Source organism: Streptomyces sp. NBC_00207 (assembly GCF_045160965.1).
In the GTDB taxonomy this organism is placed as follows: Bacteria; Actinomycetota; Actinomycetes; order Streptomycetales; family Streptomycetaceae; genus Streptomyces.
This window is the reverse complement of the sequence record NZ_CP130715.1, coordinates 1281781-1297730: the sequence shown is the minus strand read 5'-3', so window position 1 is coordinate 1297730 and position 15950 is coordinate 1281781. Positions and strand designations below refer to the sequence as shown.

Below are 15950 nucleotides of genomic sequence, written 5' to 3'. Positions count from 1 at the left end.
CACCAGATCGTCTTCGGCCAGCCGCCCGAACCACTCGCGGACATCCCGCAGCAGCTCACCTTCGAGGACTTCGCGTAACCAAGGTCCCGAGACCCACACCTAGACGAAGTACAGGCCCTCCATGTCCCTGACCGCGTCTTCGGAGTGCCGCACACGGAACGCCGTCGTCTCCATCTCCTCCCACCCCCACGGATCCGAATGCCCGAGCGCCAAGCCCCCCAGGCCCGCCCAGTAGACCTCGTTCGCGGGCGCGTCCAGGTCGACGCCGGCGTTGTCCACCATCCACCCCCTGAGATCCAGGGACGCGATCACCGCACGCGGATCGCCCGAGATGACGAACGGCTCGTCATCCGGCCATCCCGATGCGTGGAACATCGCTCCGTCCGGCAACCACACGATGTTCTCCGTGTGTTCCATCCCCCCGTGGTAGGAGACCCGTCCCACGATCCGCGCATCCGGGAACCGCTCCCGCAACTCCTTCGCCGCCGACCGGAGAGGCTCGTCGTTGCCGTCGGTCGCGAAGGCGGGGGTCGCGATGCTCAACATGCCGCCCCACGCGGCAGCGTGCACGATGTCCAGATCGGACCGTGCTGCCGAGGGGAGCGGGGTCTGCGCGGAGCGCGGCCCGAGGTCCTCCAGGACGGCCTCGATGCCCTCGAACGACTCGACGAACGCGCGTGCGCGCGCAGGGTCGTTGGGGGGCAGGTTACGGGCGTCGACGTTGAACGGCCCCTCGAACACTGTCAGATGGCACAGGCTCATCGAGCCGCGCACGATCCGGTCCGGCGCAGAGGTCCAGTAGGTGTTCTCGTTCATGCGGGCCACCGTAACGGCCGTCGATGACAGAAGCGCCGTCATCCATGCGTTCGGTGCTGCAGCGGGCGTTGCGTAAGACCGTGTACGTCTTCGCGTCCGGCAACAGGAATTGACGTGCCGTCAGGATTTTTCTCCCTCCGTCTCCGCTGTGGGCGGCTGCGGCCGGTGATGGTGCTGGTCATGCTGACCTGACCACCCACTACGACGGCTGCCGCAACATCGCCGACCCGTGGTCGATTCCGACCATGGCGCCGTTCCCCGCCTGGAGGTTCCGCAGAACCTTCAGGTAGCCATCGGCAGATGCCGTTTGTCCGATATCTTTCTCCATGCATTTGCCAGCTGGGCTACGCGATCAGGCATGCAACCGCGCGGTCACCGTCGATCGCCCCGGGCTGCGATCGGGGCCGCCCAGCCTGAGAAGAGGAGTCTCGTCGTGAACCGTCGTGCATCGTTGCCCGCAGTCGCCGTGGTCGCGGTCCTGGTGCTCGCCGGATGCGGCGACAGCACCCCGGAGAAGGCGACCGGCTCGCCCGCGCAATCGTCACCCGCCGCAGGCGCGGGCCCCTCGACCGCGGCGTCCCCGGCACCTGCCCAGAAGCCGGGGGAAGTGCGCGTCGCGGGCCAGGTCGACAAGCCGTACACCGTCACCCTCGCCTCGCTGCGCGGCCTGCCCCAGAAGTCCGTGGAGGTCGAGTACAGCAGTGCCAAGGGACAGCAGAAGCACACCTACCAGGGCGTCCTGCTCCACGACGTCCTCAAGGACGCCCAGCCCCGCTTCGACGCGTCGAAGAAGAACGGCCAGCTGCGCGGTGTCGTCGCGGCGACCGGCGGAGGGGACTACCGGGCTGTCTTCGCCTGGGCGGAACTCGACCCCGGCTTCGCCAAGTCCGAGATCCTGCTGGCCGTTTCGGAGGACGGCAAGCCATTCGACGACGCGCAGGGCCCGCGCCTCGTGGTCCCGCAGGACACCAAGGGCGGACGCTACGTCTCCGAGCTGAACCAGCTCTGGGTCGGCACGGTCGACACCACTGTCGACGCCGCGGGCGGAGCCTGAAGGTGTCGGCGGCTGACGAGCAGGCCACAGCGAAGGGCGGACTGGATCCACTGCAGAGCTCCGCTGACGAAGAGGGATTCGCCGCCCCTGCCGCGTCACCGGCGCTGACCGGCAGCCCGGTCGCGACGGCCCGCCGACGGGTCTCCCGGCGGGCCCTGCTCGCCGGAGGCGGTCTCGCGGCCCTGGCCGGCGGCGCGACCGTCACCGCCGCGGCGCTCCGCAGCGACGGCCGGGCAACCGCGGCCGCCGTCATCCCCTTCCAGGGACCCCACCAGGCGGGAATCCTGACGTCCCGCCAGCAGCACGTCCGGGTGGCCGCCTTCGACTTCGGCACCCGTACCGACCGAGGACGCGCCGCCGCGCTGCTCCTGCGCTGGACGTCCGCCGCCGAGCACCTGGCCCGGGGCGCGGCCGTGCCCCCCCGAGCTGGAGCCGCCCGGCTCCCGGGCCGCCGAGACCGGGGCGCTGGAGGGCAGCGCCTCGGCCAGGCTCACGGTCACCTTCGGGTTCGGCCCGAACTTCTTCGACCGCACCGGCCTGGCGGCGGCCCGCCCCGAGGCCCTCGCGCCGCTGCCCGCCTTCCCCGAGGACCAGCTGGACCCCGCCCGCAGCGACGGCGACCTCCTCGTACAGATCGGCGCCGACGACGCCTTCGTCACCGCGCACACCCTGCGGACCCTCCAGCGCCTGGCGCGTGGCGAGGCCGGACTCCGCTGGGCCATGACCGGCTTCACGGCCGCCGACGGCCGCCGCAACCTGATGGGACAGATCGACGGCACGAACAACCCCGAGCCCGCCCGCGCCCTGCTCCACGGGCCGGACGTCCCGCCATGGCTCGCGGGCGGCTCGTACGTGGTGATCCGGCGCATCCGCATGCTCCTGGACCATTGGGACACCCTGCCGCCCACCCACCGCGAACAGGCCCTGGGGCGGCGCGCCGCCGACGGCGCCCCGCTGACAGGCGGCACCGAACGCACCCCCGTCGACCTCTCCGCCGCACGGTCCGACGGCGTCCCGGTGATCGCCACCAACGCCCACATCCGGCTCGCCGCCCCCGACTCCAACAACGGCGCCACGATGGTGCGGCGCAGCTGGTCGTACCACGACGGCCTGCGCGCGGACGGCACTCCGGACGCCGGCCTGCTGTTCATGGCCTGGCAGCCCGATCCGCGCACCGGTTTCATCCCCGTCCAGCAACGGCTCTCCCGTGGCGACGCCCTCGGCCGCTACCTGGTCCACGAGACGTCCGCGCTGTTCGCCGTACCGGGCGGCATCCGCCCCGGAGCCTACGTAGCCCAGGCACTCCTGGAAGGCTGACGCCCGCGCCCGACCGGAGCGACGGCGGTCCGGCGCCACTGGTTCTCACGCCGAGCCGACCGTTGCGGAGCCTCACACCAGATCGAGGAGCGCCTTGTGCGAGCCGGCGAAGCCCGCATGCTCGTCGACCAGGTGGATCTCCAGGAGCCAGTGGGCCCGCCACCCGTCCGATGTCGTGCGGCGCAGCGGCTGGTCGTTGTCCGGCCCGATGCAGGCGTCCGGCCGCGCGCACATCGGGTTCGCGGCGGGCGCCTCGCCCGCCAGGTGGCCCGCGTGCCGGCCGGCCCGGGCTCCAGCCCGCCTTGTCGGCGAGGGCCCCGAGTTCGGCGTAAAGCTGCCGACCCGTGATCCGCGCATCCGAACGGAACACCGCCCGGCCCGCCGCGAAGATCGCCGGCAGGTCCTCACGGAGCCGGAGCCTGGCCGGGTCGTCGCCGAGCACGGTGGTACGGGTGTAGTCCGTGCCGTGCCCGGCGAGGAGCGGGCCGAAGTGGGCCGTGACCGTGTCGCCCGCGCCGATGACACGGTCGGTGGACGGTTCCTCGCCGCTCGGGAGCACGGCGTGCGGGCCGGAGCGGACGATGCGTCCGGGCCACCGCACGCGTGTGCCCCACAGCTCCCTGGCCAGGTCCCCGATCCGGTCGGTCACTTCGTACTCGCTGCGGCCGGCCGCCATCAGCCCCCGGCGGGTGGCCTCGGCGAACAGGGTTTGGGCTTTCCGCTGGCCTTCCACCAGGTTCAGTGCCCGCAGGCGTTCGTCCATCCGGTCGGGTATCGCCATCGTGTCGTGTCTCTTTCTCGTACTGCTGGGTCAGGGGGTCGCGCGCACGATGACGAGCGACCCTTCGTAGGTGGACTGATGGCGCGGATGGCCGAACTCCGCGTCCCAGGCGCCGGAATTCAGATCGCTGCGCAAGGAGTGGTCGAAGTGCTCGCGGACCCGGTCGTCGACGAAGCTCCACGCCGAGCACGCCTGACGGGCGGCCGGATCCAGCAGCATCTCGGGGCGTCCGTAGTACGCCTCGTTGAACCCGTCCGTGCAGTGCAGTGGGATCGGCACGGTCTGCACGACGCCCGTGCCGCCGAGGGCCGACGCCAGCCCCTCCACGGTCGGGTAGCGGCGGGCCTCGGTGTCCAGCACCTCGGGCGCGTACCGGTACAGCCAGAAGTCGCGTACGAGGGAGGGGTCGCAGGTCAGGATGACGACGGGGCCGCGGGTGACGCGCCGCATCTCGCGCAGGCCCGCCCGTACGTCGGACCACTGGTGCACGCTGAACAGCGTCATCGCCGCGTCGAACACCCCGTCCGCGAACGGCAGATCCTCGGCCACGGCGTCGATCGCCCCGGCCAGTCGCGCCGGCCGCTGGGCGCGCATCGACTCGGACGGCTCGACCGCCGTCACCGTGCGCGCATCGACTCGGACGGCTCGACCGCCGTCACCGTGCGCGCCGCGCTCTCGTACGACCCGGCGCCCGCGCCGACATTGAGCACCGTACGGGCGTCACCCAGGGCCCCGGCGATGAACCGGGCGATCTGCTCGTCCGGCCGGCGGTACGCGGAGTACCCGCCGCCGATCGCGCCGTAGTCGACGTCGCCGGCGCTGCCGTCCTGGGTACGTGTCGTCATGGGTCACCTCGCCTTGTGAGCAGGGATGGTGGGGAGGGGTGCCCGCACGCCCGCGGTTGTGCCGGCCGGGCATGGGGGACGGATGACGGGGATGAGGGGATGGGGATGGGGGATGGGGGCTCAGGACCAGAGTCGGAGCCGTTCCCAGCCGTTCGGGGTCCGCTCGTAGCGCAGCCTGGTGTGGACGCGGTTCTTCGCTCCCTGCCAGAACTCCACCTCCATCGGCGACAGGGTGTAGAGCGTCCAGGCGGAGTCGACGAGCGACGGTTCCTTCTCGACCATCGCCAGCGCCTTCTCCAGGGCCTGATCACGTTCAGCCGGGTCCGCCAGGTACTGGCTCTGGCGGGCCAGCAGGCCCTCGGCGCGTGCGGTGGCCGACCGGGCGACGAAGTCTTCGGCGTTGTCCTGCGCGGACCCGGGCGTCACCGGCCCGCGCAAGCGGACCTGACGGCCGTGCTCGGGCCAGTAGAAGGTGAGCGCTGCCCGCGGGTGCACGGCCAACTGGTGCCCCTTGGGGCTGAAGCCGTGCCCGGCGAACTGCCAGCCGCCACCGTCCACGCCCTTGAGGATCAGCACACGTGCGTCGGGATCGCCGGCCTCGTCAACAGTGGACAGGTTCATGGCGTGCGGATCGCGCAACCCGTCCGCCACGGCGTCGGACAGCCAGGACAGGAACAGACGCACCGGGTCCTCCGGGGCCTGCTCGGGCGCGAAGTCGGGAAGAGGCCCTGCGAAGACCTCGATGCCCCGAAGCCAGCTGCGGAGCCTATCGCCCTGCTCTCGGTCGCTCACCTGCCGCCTCCTCCACCGGACACCTTCAGGTCTCATCCTGCATCTGCGGTGAAAATTCGACAATCACCTGGCAAATGCTTGTCAGAAACCCCAAGGGTCGCAGCGCATGCGCAGGGGAAATTGGACGTAGCGACAACCTCGCGCCGACGTGGGGTCGGTCAGTAGACGTCCCGGACGTAGCGTCTGTCGCCGGCCAGCTGTCGTACGTACGCGGCAGCCGACTCCTCGTCCATGCCGCCGTGCGTGGCGACGATCTCGTGCAGGGCCCGGTCCACGTCCTTGGCCATGCGGCCGGCGTCGCCGCAGACGTAGAAGTGGGCGCCGTCCTGCAGCCACCGCCACAGGCGCGGGCCGTGCTCGCGCATCCGGTCCTGCACGTAGATCTTGTTGCGCTGGTCGCGGGAGAAGGCGACATCGAGGCGGTCCAGGTGACCGGAGGCGAGGAAGCCCTCCAGTTCCTGGCGGTAGTAGAAGTCGGTGGCCTCGCGCTGTTCGCCGAAGAGGAGCCAGTTGGGGCCGGTGTGCCCCTGGGCTCGACGGTCTTCCAGGAAGCCGATGAACGGTGCGACGCCGGTGCCGGGACCGACCATGATCATGGGTGTGGCGGAGCCGGAGGGCGGGCGGAAGTGCGGTGAGCGCTGGACGAACACCTGGACGGGGCCGTCGTCGGCGCAGTCCGCGAGGTAGGTGGAGCAGACGCCCTTCCGGTCCCGGCCCGTGTCGTTGGCGTAGCGGACGACGGACACCGTCAGGCGGACCTCGCCCGGGTGCGCCAGCGGGCTGGAGGAGATGGAGTACAAGCGCGGCTGGAGTCGTTTGAGGACCCCGGTCCACTCGGCGGCCGAGGCCCGGACGGGGAAGGCGCCGATGACGTCCGCGGCCTGCCGGCCCCAACTCCACTTGGCCAGCTCGCCCTTGTTGTCCGGGCGCAGCAGCCGTTGGAGATCCCGGTCTCCCGTGCGGGCAAAGACGAACCTGAGCAGGTCCGGGGTGATGCGGGCGATGTCGAAGCGGGTCCGCAGGGCCTCTTCCAAGAGCATGTCGTCGCTGTCGGGAAGGGCGATCGGCTCGTCGGGGTCCAGACCGGTGAGGGCCAGCCATTCGGCCACGAGCCCGGAGCCGTTGACCGGCCACACGCCGAGGGCGTCGCCGGCCTCGTAGGCGAGCTCGCCGCCGCGGGTGTCGAAGGCGAACTGCCGCACCTCCTTCTGTGATCCGGGCAGGCTGAGCAGCCGGTTCCCGATCAGGAGGGTCGCGAACGGAGACGCTTTGGAGTACCCGCCGGATGTGGCGGGCCGGGTGGCGGTGGATGCGGCGCCGGACCGGGCCGGAGGGAGAGTCGCCCCCGCGGCAGCGACCGTCGCGGGTGCTGGGCTCGCCGTGGTTGTGGCGGACTGCGGGTCGACGGCTGCAGCGAGAGCGGTGGAGACCTGGTCGAGCCACTGCGCGGCGGCTTCTTCGTAGTCGGGTTCGCAATCGATACGAGGGTGCAGTCGGTCGGCGCCGAGTTCGGCGAGGCGCTCGTCCAGGCGGCGGCCGTGGCCGCAGAAGTCGTCGTAGCCGGAGTCGCCGAACGCCACCACGGCGTAGCGGAGGCCGTTCAGGCGGGCGGCGTCGGGAGCGGCGAGACCCTGCCAGAAACCGGCGCCGTTGTCGGGGCTGTCGCCGTCGCCGAAGGTGCTGGTCACGATCAGCAGGTCGGTATCGGCGGCGAGCTGCCCGGGGGCGACGTCCGCCATGGAGAGCAGGACCGGGGCATGGCCGAGCTCGCTGAGGCGAGCGGCCGCTGTGGCGGCGAACTCCTCGGCGTTCCCGGTCTGCGAAGCCCACAGCACGATCAGCTTCCGGGATGTGGCTGCTACGGGAACGGAATCGGCCACCGGGTCGGGGGCCGCCGGGAGGGTCGCCGCGGCCTGCGCGGTGGAGGCCGTGGCGCGCGAGAACATGCCGGCCAGCACTCCGTCCACCCACAGGGCCGTGGCGGGGGCGAAGGGCGCGGTCGCAGGCAGTACGGGGACCCCTCCGGGCGGCGCCATGGCAACGCCGGACAGGAAACCGGACAGGTACGTGCGCTCCCGTTCCTCCAGAGCCGGTCCGGTGACATCGGTCAGGGCGAAGAGGGTGGTGAGGGCGGCGACGGCGGTTGCCACGCCTCCCGCCTGCGGCTGCTGCGCCGGGACGGGCGCGGAAGCGGCCACGGGTACGGGTTCGGTGGTGGCTTCGGACTCGGCAGCGGTCTCATTCGGCTCCGGCGCGGCCACCACGCGCAGCGCCACGGCGCAGGCCTTGAACTCGGGCTGGAACGAGATCGGGTCGACGGCGTCGTTGGTGACGGCGTTGATGCTGAGGTACTCCCCGAACAGGTCGTTCCAGTGGAAAGGCGCGAAGCAGTTCCCCGGCCGTACGCGGTCCGTGACGACGGCGGGCAGGACGGCGCGGCCGCGCCGGGAGGCGACCTCGATGTGGTCCCCGTCCTCGGCGTCCAGGGCGGCGGCGTCGTCGGGGTGCAGTTCGACGAACGGCCCCGGGTTGAGCCTGCCCAGCTTGGCGACCTTTCCGGTTTTGGTGAGGGTGTGCCACTGGTGCTGCAGGCGACCGGTGTTCAGGACGAACGGAAAGTCGTCGTCGGGGAGCTCGGAGGCCGGCAGGTGGGGGCGGCCGAAGAACTGGGCGCGACCGGTGGCCGTGGGGAACGCGAGCCGGGGCCGGGTGCCGTCCGCCCGTTCCAGCAGGGTCTGGCTGATGCCGTCGTTGAGGTAGCGGATCGGGTTGCGGTCGCCGCCGTCCGCGGACGGGGCCGGCCACTGCACGGGGGTCTCGCGCAGCCGCCCGTAGCTGACTCCGCGCAGGTCCCAGCCCGTCTTGGGATTCCATGCCCGCTTGAGCTCCTCGAAGACATCCTCGGCGCTCGCGTAGGTGAAGGCCTCGGCGAAGCCCATCTCGCAGGCGACGCGGGCGATCAGCTGCCAGTCGGGCAGCGCCTGCCCGGGCGGGTCGACGACGCCCTGGACGAGGGTGAGGTTCCGCTCGGAGTTGATCATGACGCCGTCGGACTCCGCCCACAGCGTGGCGGGCAGCACCACGTCGGCGTACGCATTCGTCTCGGTCTCGGCGAACACGTCCTGCGTGATGACCAGTTCCGCGGCCTCCAGACCGGCGATGACCGTCCTGCGGTTGGCCACCGAGGCGACCGGATTGGTGCAGATGATCCAGCACGCCTTGATGTCGCCCGTGGCCATCTGCTCGAACATCTCCACCGTCCCGCGCCCGACCTCGGTGCGCAGCGTGCCGGCCTCGATGCCCCACAGGTCCTCGATGAAGGCGCGCTCTTCCGCTACGAGGACGCTCCGCTGCCCGGGAAGGCCGGGGCCCATGTAGCCCATCTCGCGTCCGCCCATCGCGTTGGGCTGGCCGGTGAGCGAGAACGGTCCGGAGCCGGGACGGCAGATCGTCCCGGTGGCGAGGTGCAGATTGACGAGGGCGTTGGTGTTCCAGGTGCCGTGCGTGGACTGGTTGAGCCCCATCGTCCAGCAGCTCATCCACTCACGCGCCTCGCCGATCCACTGCGCGGCCTGCCGGATGTCGGCTTCCGGAATCCCCGTGATCTCCGCGACCCTCGCCGGCGGGTAGTCCGCCAGGAAGCCGGGCATCTCCTCCCAGCCGTCCGTGAACTCGGCGATGAACGCCTCGTCGGTGTGCCCGTTCGCCACCAGCAGGTGCAGCAGCCCGTTCAGCAGAGCCAGGTCCGTGCCCGGCTTGATCTGCAGGAACAGGTCGGCCTTGTCGGCCGTGGCGTTGCGCCGCGGGTCGACGACGATGAGCTTCGCGCCGGCCGCCTTGACCCGGTCCATCATCCGCAGGAACAGGATCGGATGGCAGTCGGCCATGTTCGCGCCGATCACGAAGAAGGCCTCGGCGTGGTCGAAGTCCTGGTAGGAGCCGGGAGGCCCGTCCGCGCCCAGGGACAGCTTGTAGCCGGAGCCGGCGCTCGCCATGCACAGGCGGGAGTTGGATTCGATCTGGTTCGTCCGTACGAAGCCCTTCGCCAGCTTGTTGACCAGGTACTGGGCCTCGAGCGACATCTGGCCCGAGACGTAGAAGGACAGGGCGTCGGGGCCGTGCTCGTCGAGGATCGCGCGCAGCCGCCCGGCCACGGACGCGATCGCCGAGTCCACCGGCGTCTCCACGGGCGCGGCGCCGCGCCCGGCGCGGACCAGTGCCGTGGCGGCCCGCCCGGTGGCGGCCATCATGTCGGCGCTGGTCGAGCCCTTCGTGCAGAGCCGCCCGAAGTTCGTCGGGTGGAGCTTGTCCCCGGAGGTCTTCTTGGCGGTCCGCCGGCCGGTGGCGGGGTCCCGGCCGATGTCGAGCACGATGCCGCAGCCGACTCCGCAGTACGAGCAGACCGTCCGTACGCTCTCCGCCTTCGCATCCGGCGTCGTCACCGAGACTCCTTCCCCAGGACCGCCGACCTCGCCCGGCACAAGCCGGGTGAGCTGCGGCAGGAGTGGGAAGATCCCCACGTCCAAGACGGTAGGAAGACCGGATTACCGGACGATCACGCCCCGCGGGCACGGTGTGTAAACCGGCCCGCACACCGCTCGCTCCCCGGGTGTGAGTGGCAGCACGGACGCCGACTCCTGCGACGCAGGAGGGGCGCGGCCGCCAGTACTGGAGCGGGTGCGACGGAGCGGGGCGTGGGGGCACTGCCCGCCACGCCCTCGTCCGGAGTCTGACACGCCCCGGTGCCCGTCCAACAGGCCGGGCAGGAAGCACTTCGCAACCGGGTCAGCGGGCGAGAGAGACGGCGAAGGGCTTGAAGCCGTGCCGGCGCAGGATGTGGGGCACGGCCAGGATCATGGCCTCGGTGGCGCGGGCCGTGGTGATGTCGCCGAGGTCCTCGATCCGTTCGGGCTGCCAGCCCAGGTCGCCGAGCAGGCCGGTGACGGTCCTCTTCGCTTGTTCGTCGTCGCCCGAGAGATAGGCGGTGGGCGGGGTGGTCAGGGACTCGGGAGCGGTCATGACCATGAAAAGCATGGTGTTGAGGGTCTTGACCACATGGGTGTCGGGGAGCGCGGCCTGGAGCTTCTCGGCGAGGCTGCTGCCGGGATAGCACAGGTCGCCGGGCAGGCCGTCGGCGGCGTCGTGGGTTGCGTTGGAGACGTCGATGAGGATCTTTCCGGAGAGCTCGGTGCGCAGGTCGGTGAGGCGCTCCAGGGAGCTGTTGCCGGGCGTCGCGTTGATCACGATGTCCGTGGTGCGGGCGGTGGTGCGCTGGTCGGCGAAGGCGATCCGCGGGGCGAGCCCCACGGTCCGGGCGGCGGTGTCTTCGGGGCTCCGGCCGCCGAGGGTGACACGGTGTCCGGCTGCGGAGAGCTTGCCGGCGAGGTTGGTGGCGACGCGGCCGGTGCCCAGGATGCCGATGTTGGTCATGAGGTGATGCTCCTTGCGGTATCGGGGTGGGGAGAGCGGAGACGTCCGGTCAGGCGATCGGCGAGAGGACCTTGAGGGCGGCGCCGTGGATGCCGGGGGCGGCGGCCAGGAAGTCGCGGCTGCCGGTGTTCCAGGGGTCGCCCGCGAGGTCGGTGACGGTGCCTCCGGCCTCGGAGACCAACAGGGCGCCGGCGACCAGGCCGGAGCGGACGTCGGAGAACTGCCAGAACGCGTCCATGCGTCCGGCGGCGACGTGGATGAGCTGCATCGTGGCGGGAACGGAGACGCGCACGACCAGGCCGTTGATGAGCATGGCGGTGACGGAGTCGCCGATCCGCCGGAAAGTGCGCTCGTCCTCGCCGGGCTTGGCCTGGCCGGTGCCGATGAGTGCGGCGCCCAGGTCGGTCTTGGCGGACACCGTCAGGGGCCGGTCGTTGAGCCGGGCACCGCCGCCGGCGACGGCGGTGTAGGTGTCGCCGGTCAGCGGCAGGTGGACGACGGTGAGGACCGGCTGGTTGTCGCGGACCAGGGTGGCGGTGACGGCCCAGTCATCCATGCCGTGGACGTGGTTGATGTTGCCCTCGGCGGGGTCGACGACCCACCATTCCCCGGCCGGGAGCGCGCCGCCGGCCAGCTCGTCCTCGGCCCACTGCGACCCTCGCCGGGCCCGCAGCAGCGGTTCGCGCAGCACCTCCAGCACCGCGTCGTCGTTGGCGTGGATCTCGCCGACGACCTCGTCCAGACTCACGCCCCGGGCGTGCGAGGTGTAGCGGTCGCGCAGCGTGACGCCGGCGGCCTGCACCGCAGCGGTCACGTCGGACAGGAGCGTCGCGTCGGCGTCGAAAGGCATGACTGTGCTCATGGTGGGCTCCCTGGGGGTCTGTCGAAGCGGGGCGGTTGTCTCGCCCCCGCACTTCGAAGGTAGGCCGCCTGATCATTAACAACAAGTGCATGCTTGTCACTTGTAGAGTTACTGCCATGCAACTGGACTTGAACCTGCTCACGGCCCTGGACGCCCTGCTGGAAGAGGGGAGCGTCGCCGGTGCGGCAGCGCGCCTCCACGTCACCGCACCGGCGATGAGCCGCTCCCTGGGCCGCATCCGCAAGGCCACCGGTGACCAGATCCTGGTCCGCACCGGCCGCAGCATGGTCCCCACCACCCGCGCGCTGGCCATGCGCGCCCAGGTCCACGCCCTCGTGCAGCAGGCCCACCAACTTCTCTCCGCGCAGCAGGAACTCGACCTGGCGGCTCTGGACCGGGTGTTCACCGTGCGCTGGCACGACGCCCTGACCGCCGCTTGCGGCACCGCCTTGACCACGGCCGTCCACCATCAGGCCCCCGGCGTCCGGCTGCGCCTGTCCGCCGAACCCGGGACGGACGACGCCGAGCTGCGCCGGGGTGAGGTCGACCTCGAATCGAGCTCCAGCGTTCCGACGCTCCCCGACATCCGCCACCGCCTCGTCGGCAGGGACCGGCTGATCGTCGCCGTCCGACCCGGCCACCCGCTCACCGAAGGCCCGCTGAGCCTCGAGCGCTACGCAGCCGCCGAACACCTCACCGTCTCGCGGCGCGGACGCCTGAGCGACCCGATCGACGACGCCCTGACCACACGCGGCCTCGAACGACGCGTCGTCGCCGCCGGGCCCACCGCCGCCTTCGCCCTGCAACTCGCCCTCGACACCGACCTGGTCGTCACCCTCCCCGACGCGGTCACCCGCACGGCTCGGAAGCAACTCGGCCTGGCCACACTGCCGCCGCCACTCCCGCTGCCCGACGTCCCCCTGTACCTGCTGTGGCACCAGCGCTACGACGACGACCGCGCCCACACCTGGCTGCGAGACCTGGCCACGGAAACCGTCCAGGCACTGTTCGCACCACCGACAGCCTCTCGACAGCCCCTCACCAACGGGACTGGGCAGTGACGCGTAATCCCCGGGAGGCGAGGCGGCAGGCACGACCGGGCAAGAAGAGGTCGAAGATCCACTTGATCGCCGAGCGGACCGGTCTGCCCATCTCCTGCGGGATCGCCGGCACAAACCTCCACGACAGCCGCGCACTTGGACGTCGTTTCATTTGGTGAGGGGGCGCCAACAAAACAGGGCCCGCCAGAGCCACTACAAGCAACGAGGCCACAACCCATGAAGCTGCGACCTCGTCACCACAACCGCAGTTGCAGTACTAGGCCGGGCCCAGTTCCGGGTCGCGGGTTTCGTGGACTTCCCAGTGGCCCAGGCGGTCCGTGAGGGCCGCTCGGCGGCGGGCCAGGAAGACGAAGGCGGCGACGGCGGTGGTTGCGGCGGCTGCGGTCGTGGAGAGTGCGGCGCCCCAGGACATCGGGACCATCAGGACGTAGGTGGCGAGGGCATAGGACAGCAGCAGGCCGCCGAGCCAGGGCCAGTGGGCGCCCGGCAGCACGGTGGTGGGGGTGGGGGCGAGGACGGTACTGCGGTTCGGGTCGGGCTGTACGGGGGGCGCGGGGGCGAGGATTTGCTCGAAGTCGGCTCGGTCCACTTCCAGCCACGCCACCTCGCCTTCGTCGGTGACGAAGACGACCGCTGGTTGTTCCTGATCAGGCGCCAGTTTCGGGCGCCGCACAGCCAGCCCGGCCGTTCGCCCATGGTGGCCGCGAGCAGGGCGAGCGCGTGGGGCGGGCCGCCGCGGTTGGCGGCCAGTACCTCGGAGCCGTCCTCCAGTGCGAAGCGCAGCTTGTGGTCCGAGGTCACGCGGACGGTGCCGTCGACGTCTCCGAGCGACACGTGGTCGCCGCGCCGGGCCGAGGTGATCCGTGCACGGACGGCGGGCAGGGCCGATCCGCCGGCCGCGTCCTCGCGGAGGGAACGGGCGGCAGCGTCGGCCTTCGGGGCGTACCGGGTCACGCGCAGCACCCAGATGTACAGCAGGAGGCCGCCGGGAACGAAGGCGGCCACCGTGAGATAGGGCGGCAGGGAGAACGCGAACGGGGAGTCCGTCTCCGCGTACCGGCCGATCTGGCCGGAATAGTCCACCACGCCGCCGAGTTCGGGTGCCGAGGGGGCGTACAGGACGATCATGGGTCTGGGCGAGCTGCGCCTGCTCCCCCTCCCTGCATCCCGAAGTGGCCGTTGCGCACCGCGACCCGCCCGGTGACCCGGTGACCGTCCGGGGCGAGGACGGGGACTTCGACCGTCACGTCACCGCTGAACATCGCGACTTCGGGTCGTCTCTCGTCAGCCGGTGAACGTCGACGACCGTGCCCTCGGCGGTTTCGGCGCCGGCCTTCTGTATCGCGGCGATGCGCCTGAGGTCGTCGCCGTCAGGCCGGATCGCCAGCTCGGTCGCCACGGACAGGGCGGGCAGTATCACGGCCACGCCCAGCAGCCAGGGTGTGATGCGGCGGATCCACTGCGGCTCGAAGGGCAGGCGTGCGGGCGGTGGCGTGGGATCGGCCTGCCGGGGGGCCGCAACGCGTACCGGCCGGGAACCCGACCACACCCATACGGCACCCAGGACCAGAGCCACGGCCCCGAGTACGGCCACGTCCGGCCGGTACACGGACATGCCCGCCCGCAGCAGCAGTGTCCAAATCGCCAGCACTGCGAACAGCAGCGCGCCCCCACCCGAAGTCCTGGTCAGCCAGGTGTTTCTCGCCGTGATCGCGGACTGTACCAACGCCGGTGCGCGGGGCGGCAGATGGACCGGCTCGGGTGGGGATGGGGTGCTTGGAGGTCGCTTCTTCCGGCGTGATCGTTCGTTGAACGGTGCATGACGGATCTGGTTGAGCGGCTGGTGCCGGACGAGTTGTGGGTGCTGTTCCGGCGGGTGGTACTGCAACGGCTCGGCCGTCACCGCTGGGTCGTCGAACGGACCGTGTCCTGGCTCGCAGGCTGCCGCCGACTTCACCGCCGATACGAGCGCAAGGCCGAACATTCCCTCGCCTTCGTCGGCATAGCCGCAGCCCTCATCTGCCACCGCCGGCTCACCAAATGAAGCGACGTCTTAGAGGTCCTAACAAAGGCGTTGGACGTGGCGGTGGGTGATGAGGCAGGTGGCGAGGCCGAGGAAGGCTTCGTGGATGTCGTCGCGTCGTTCCCATCGGATCCGTAGTCGGCGGAAGCCGTGGAGCCAGGCGATGGTCCGCTCGACAACCCAGCGGTGGATTCCGAGGCCGGATCCGTGTGGGATGCCGCGGCGGGCGATCACGGGTTTGACGCCGGTCGCCCAGACGAGACGGCGGTATTTGTCGTGGTCGTAACCTCGGTCGCCGAGGAGGCTGTCGGGTCGGTTGCGTGGCCGTCCGACCAGGCCGGAGACCGATGGGATCTTCTTCAGCAGGGGGATCAGCTGGGTGACGTCGTTGCGGTTTCCGCCGGTCAGGGAGACGGCGAGTGGGATGCCCTGGCCGTCGACGATGAGGTGGTGCTTGCTGCCCGGACGTGCTCGGTCGACCGGGCTGGGACCGCTTTTGGGCCCCGTCGAGCGGCCCTGACGTGGGAGGAGTCGATCACCGCCCGCGACCAGTCCAGCTTCTTCGCGATCCGCAGCTTCTTCAGCAGCACCAGATGCAGTTGATCCCACACGCCAGCGTCGTTCCAGGCGGCCAGTCGCCGCCAGCAGGTCATGCCCGATCCGAAGCCCAGCTCCTGCGGCAGGTACTCCCACTGGATCCCGGTATGCAGCACGAACAGGATCCCGCAGAGCGCCTGCCGGTCGGGCACCCGAGGACGGCCCTCCACCTGTTTCTGTGCCGGCTCAGGCAGCAACGGCTCGATGAGCAACCACAGTTCATCCGACACGATCCATGGCCGCGACTGACGTTTCCCCACGCTCAAACCAACGACCATCCGGACCGAAAGTCACATGATCAACAGCTTCTGTTAGGACCTGTTAGGCCGTTGGCCGATGGCTCTGCTCACGCGGGATGCGGCACCGATCGCC

Annotated in this window: 13 protein-coding genes and 2 pseudogenes; 4 read left to right on the top strand and 11 right to left on the bottom strand. The window is 70.8% G+C overall.

Translation table 11 applies throughout. From position 1 onward, the window contains the following. Positions 1 to 99: 99 nt before the first annotated feature. Positions 100 to 816, bottom strand: a complete 717-nt coding sequence (locus OG472_RS06540; RefSeq protein WP_405941114.1) for a DUF6333 family protein — start codon at positions 814 to 816, stop codon at positions 100 to 102. 433 nt (positions 817 to 1249) lie between these two features. Here OG472_RS06540 and OG472_RS06535 point away from each other — a divergent pair, with 433 nt between their 5' ends. Both OG472_RS06535 and OG472_RS06530 read left to right on the top strand, forming a co-directional pair. Then, positions 1250 to 1870 carry a molybdopterin-dependent oxidoreductase gene (locus OG472_RS06535; RefSeq protein WP_405828415.1) on the top strand — a complete coding sequence of 207 codons (621 nt, stop codon included), beginning with the start codon at positions 1250 to 1252 and terminating at the stop codon, positions 1868 to 1870. Positions 1871 to 2296: 426 nt separating this feature from the next. Continuing rightward, a pseudogene (locus tag OG472_RS06530) lies at positions 2297 to 3082 on the top strand (Dyp-type peroxidase); the annotation flags it as partial. Here the strand turns inward: OG472_RS06530 and OG472_RS06525 are convergent. From OG472_RS06525 to OG472_RS06495, 7 genes are all read right to left on the bottom strand, one after another. Further along, positions 3051 to 3863, bottom strand: coding sequence for a M24 family metallopeptidase (locus OG472_RS06525; protein WP_405943146.1), 813 nt, complete (start codon positions 3861 to 3863; stop codon positions 3051 to 3053). The pseudogene OG472_RS06530 and the gene OG472_RS06525 sit on opposite strands and share 32 nt — an antisense overlap. A 135-nt stretch (positions 3864 to 3998) precedes the next feature. Beyond that, positions 3999 to 4589, bottom strand: a complete 591-nt coding sequence (locus tag OG472_RS06520; RefSeq protein WP_405941113.1) for a class I SAM-dependent methyltransferase — start codon at positions 4587 to 4589, stop codon at positions 3999 to 4001. After that, positions 4586 to 4813 carry a hypothetical protein gene (locus tag OG472_RS06515; RefSeq protein ID WP_405828407.1) on the bottom strand — a complete coding sequence of 76 codons (228 nt, stop codon included), beginning with the start codon at positions 4811 to 4813 and terminating at the stop codon, positions 4586 to 4588. Before OG472_RS06515 ends, OG472_RS06520 begins: the two co-directional genes overlap by 4 nt. 120 nt (positions 4814 to 4933) lie before the next feature. Then, the gene (locus tag OG472_RS06510; RefSeq protein ID WP_405941112.1) at positions 4934 to 5605 is read right to left on the bottom strand and encodes a pyridoxal 5'-phosphate synthase; all 672 of its coding nucleotides are present in this window, start codon (positions 5603 to 5605) and stop codon (positions 4934 to 4936) included. 158 nt (positions 5606 to 5763) lie between these two features. Then, positions 5764 to 10047 (bottom strand): molybdopterin-dependent oxidoreductase, encoded by a 4284-nt coding sequence (locus OG472_RS06505; RefSeq protein WP_405941111.1) that lies wholly within the window; start codon positions 10045 to 10047, stop codon positions 5764 to 5766. Between the two features lie 343 nt (positions 10048 to 10390). Then, positions 10391 to 11035 carry an NADPH-dependent F420 reductase gene (locus OG472_RS06500; protein ID WP_405941110.1) on the bottom strand — a complete coding sequence of 215 codons (645 nt, stop codon included), beginning with the start codon at positions 11033 to 11035 and terminating at the stop codon, positions 10391 to 10393. A 49-nt stretch (positions 11036 to 11084) separates the two neighbouring features. Further along, the gene (locus OG472_RS06495) at positions 11085 to 11897 is read right to left on the bottom strand and encodes an inositol monophosphatase family protein (protein ID WP_405941109.1); all 813 of its coding nucleotides are present in this window, start codon (positions 11895 to 11897) and stop codon (positions 11085 to 11087) included. A 116-nt stretch (positions 11898 to 12013) separates the two neighbouring features. On the opposite strand from OG472_RS06495, the gene OG472_RS06490 reads away from it, so the two are divergent. Next, a complete protein-coding gene (locus OG472_RS06490) occupies positions 12014 to 12958 on the top strand; it encodes a LysR substrate-binding domain-containing protein (RefSeq protein ID WP_401603553.1) in 945 nt (314 codons plus the stop codon). A 256-nt stretch (positions 12959 to 13214) separates the two neighbouring features. On the opposite strand, the gene OG472_RS06485 is transcribed toward OG472_RS06490, so the two are convergent. Further along, positions 13215 to 13562 carry a hypothetical protein gene (locus tag OG472_RS06485; RefSeq protein WP_405941108.1) on the bottom strand — a complete coding sequence of 116 codons (348 nt, stop codon included), beginning with the start codon at positions 13560 to 13562 and terminating at the stop codon, positions 13215 to 13217. A gap of 639 nt (positions 13563 to 14201) precedes the next feature. Beyond that, positions 14202 to 14609 (bottom strand): hypothetical protein, encoded by a 408-nt coding sequence (locus OG472_RS06480; protein WP_405941107.1) that lies wholly within the window; start codon positions 14607 to 14609, stop codon positions 14202 to 14204. Positions 14610 to 14843: 234 nt separating this feature from the next. On the opposite strand from OG472_RS06480, the pseudogene OG472_RS06475 reads away from it, so the two are divergent. Further along, positions 14844 to 15002, top strand: a pseudogene (locus OG472_RS06475) (transposase); the annotation flags it as partial. An 18-nt stretch (positions 15003 to 15020) separates the two neighbouring features. On the opposite strand, the gene OG472_RS06470 reads toward OG472_RS06475, so the two are convergent. Further along, a protein-coding gene (locus OG472_RS06470; protein WP_405941106.1) for an IS5 family transposase occupies positions 15021 to 15856 on the bottom strand; the annotation gives its coding sequence in 2 pieces (ribosomal slippage) (positions 15021 to 15506 and positions 15509 to 15856; 834 coding nt in all). Between the last annotated feature and the right edge of the window lie 94 nt (positions 15857 to 15950).

Bases quoted from the DNA above. Each gene is read 5' to 3' on its own strand.
- OG472_RS06540 (WP_405941114.1), bottom strand. From the start codon at position 816: ATGAACGAGAACACCTACTGGACCTCTGCGCCGGACCGGATCGTGCGC.
- OG472_RS06525 (WP_405943146.1), bottom strand. From the start codon at position 3,863: ATGGCGGCCGGCCGCAGCGAGTACGAAGTGACCGACCGGATCGGGGAC.
- OG472_RS06515 (WP_405828407.1), bottom strand. From the start codon at position 4,813: ATGACGACACGTACCCAGGACGGCAGCGCCGGCGACGTCGACTACGGC.
- OG472_RS06500 (WP_405941110.1), bottom strand. From the start codon at position 11,035: ATGACCAACATCGGCATCCTGGGCACCGGCCGCGTCGCCACCAACCTC.
- OG472_RS06495 (WP_405941109.1), bottom strand. From the start codon at position 11,897: ATGAGCACAGTCATGCCTTTCGACGCCGACGCGACGCTCCTGTCCGAC.
- OG472_RS06490 (WP_401603553.1), top strand. From the start codon at position 12,014: ATGCAACTGGACTTGAACCTGCTCACGGCCCTGGACGCCCTGCTGGAA.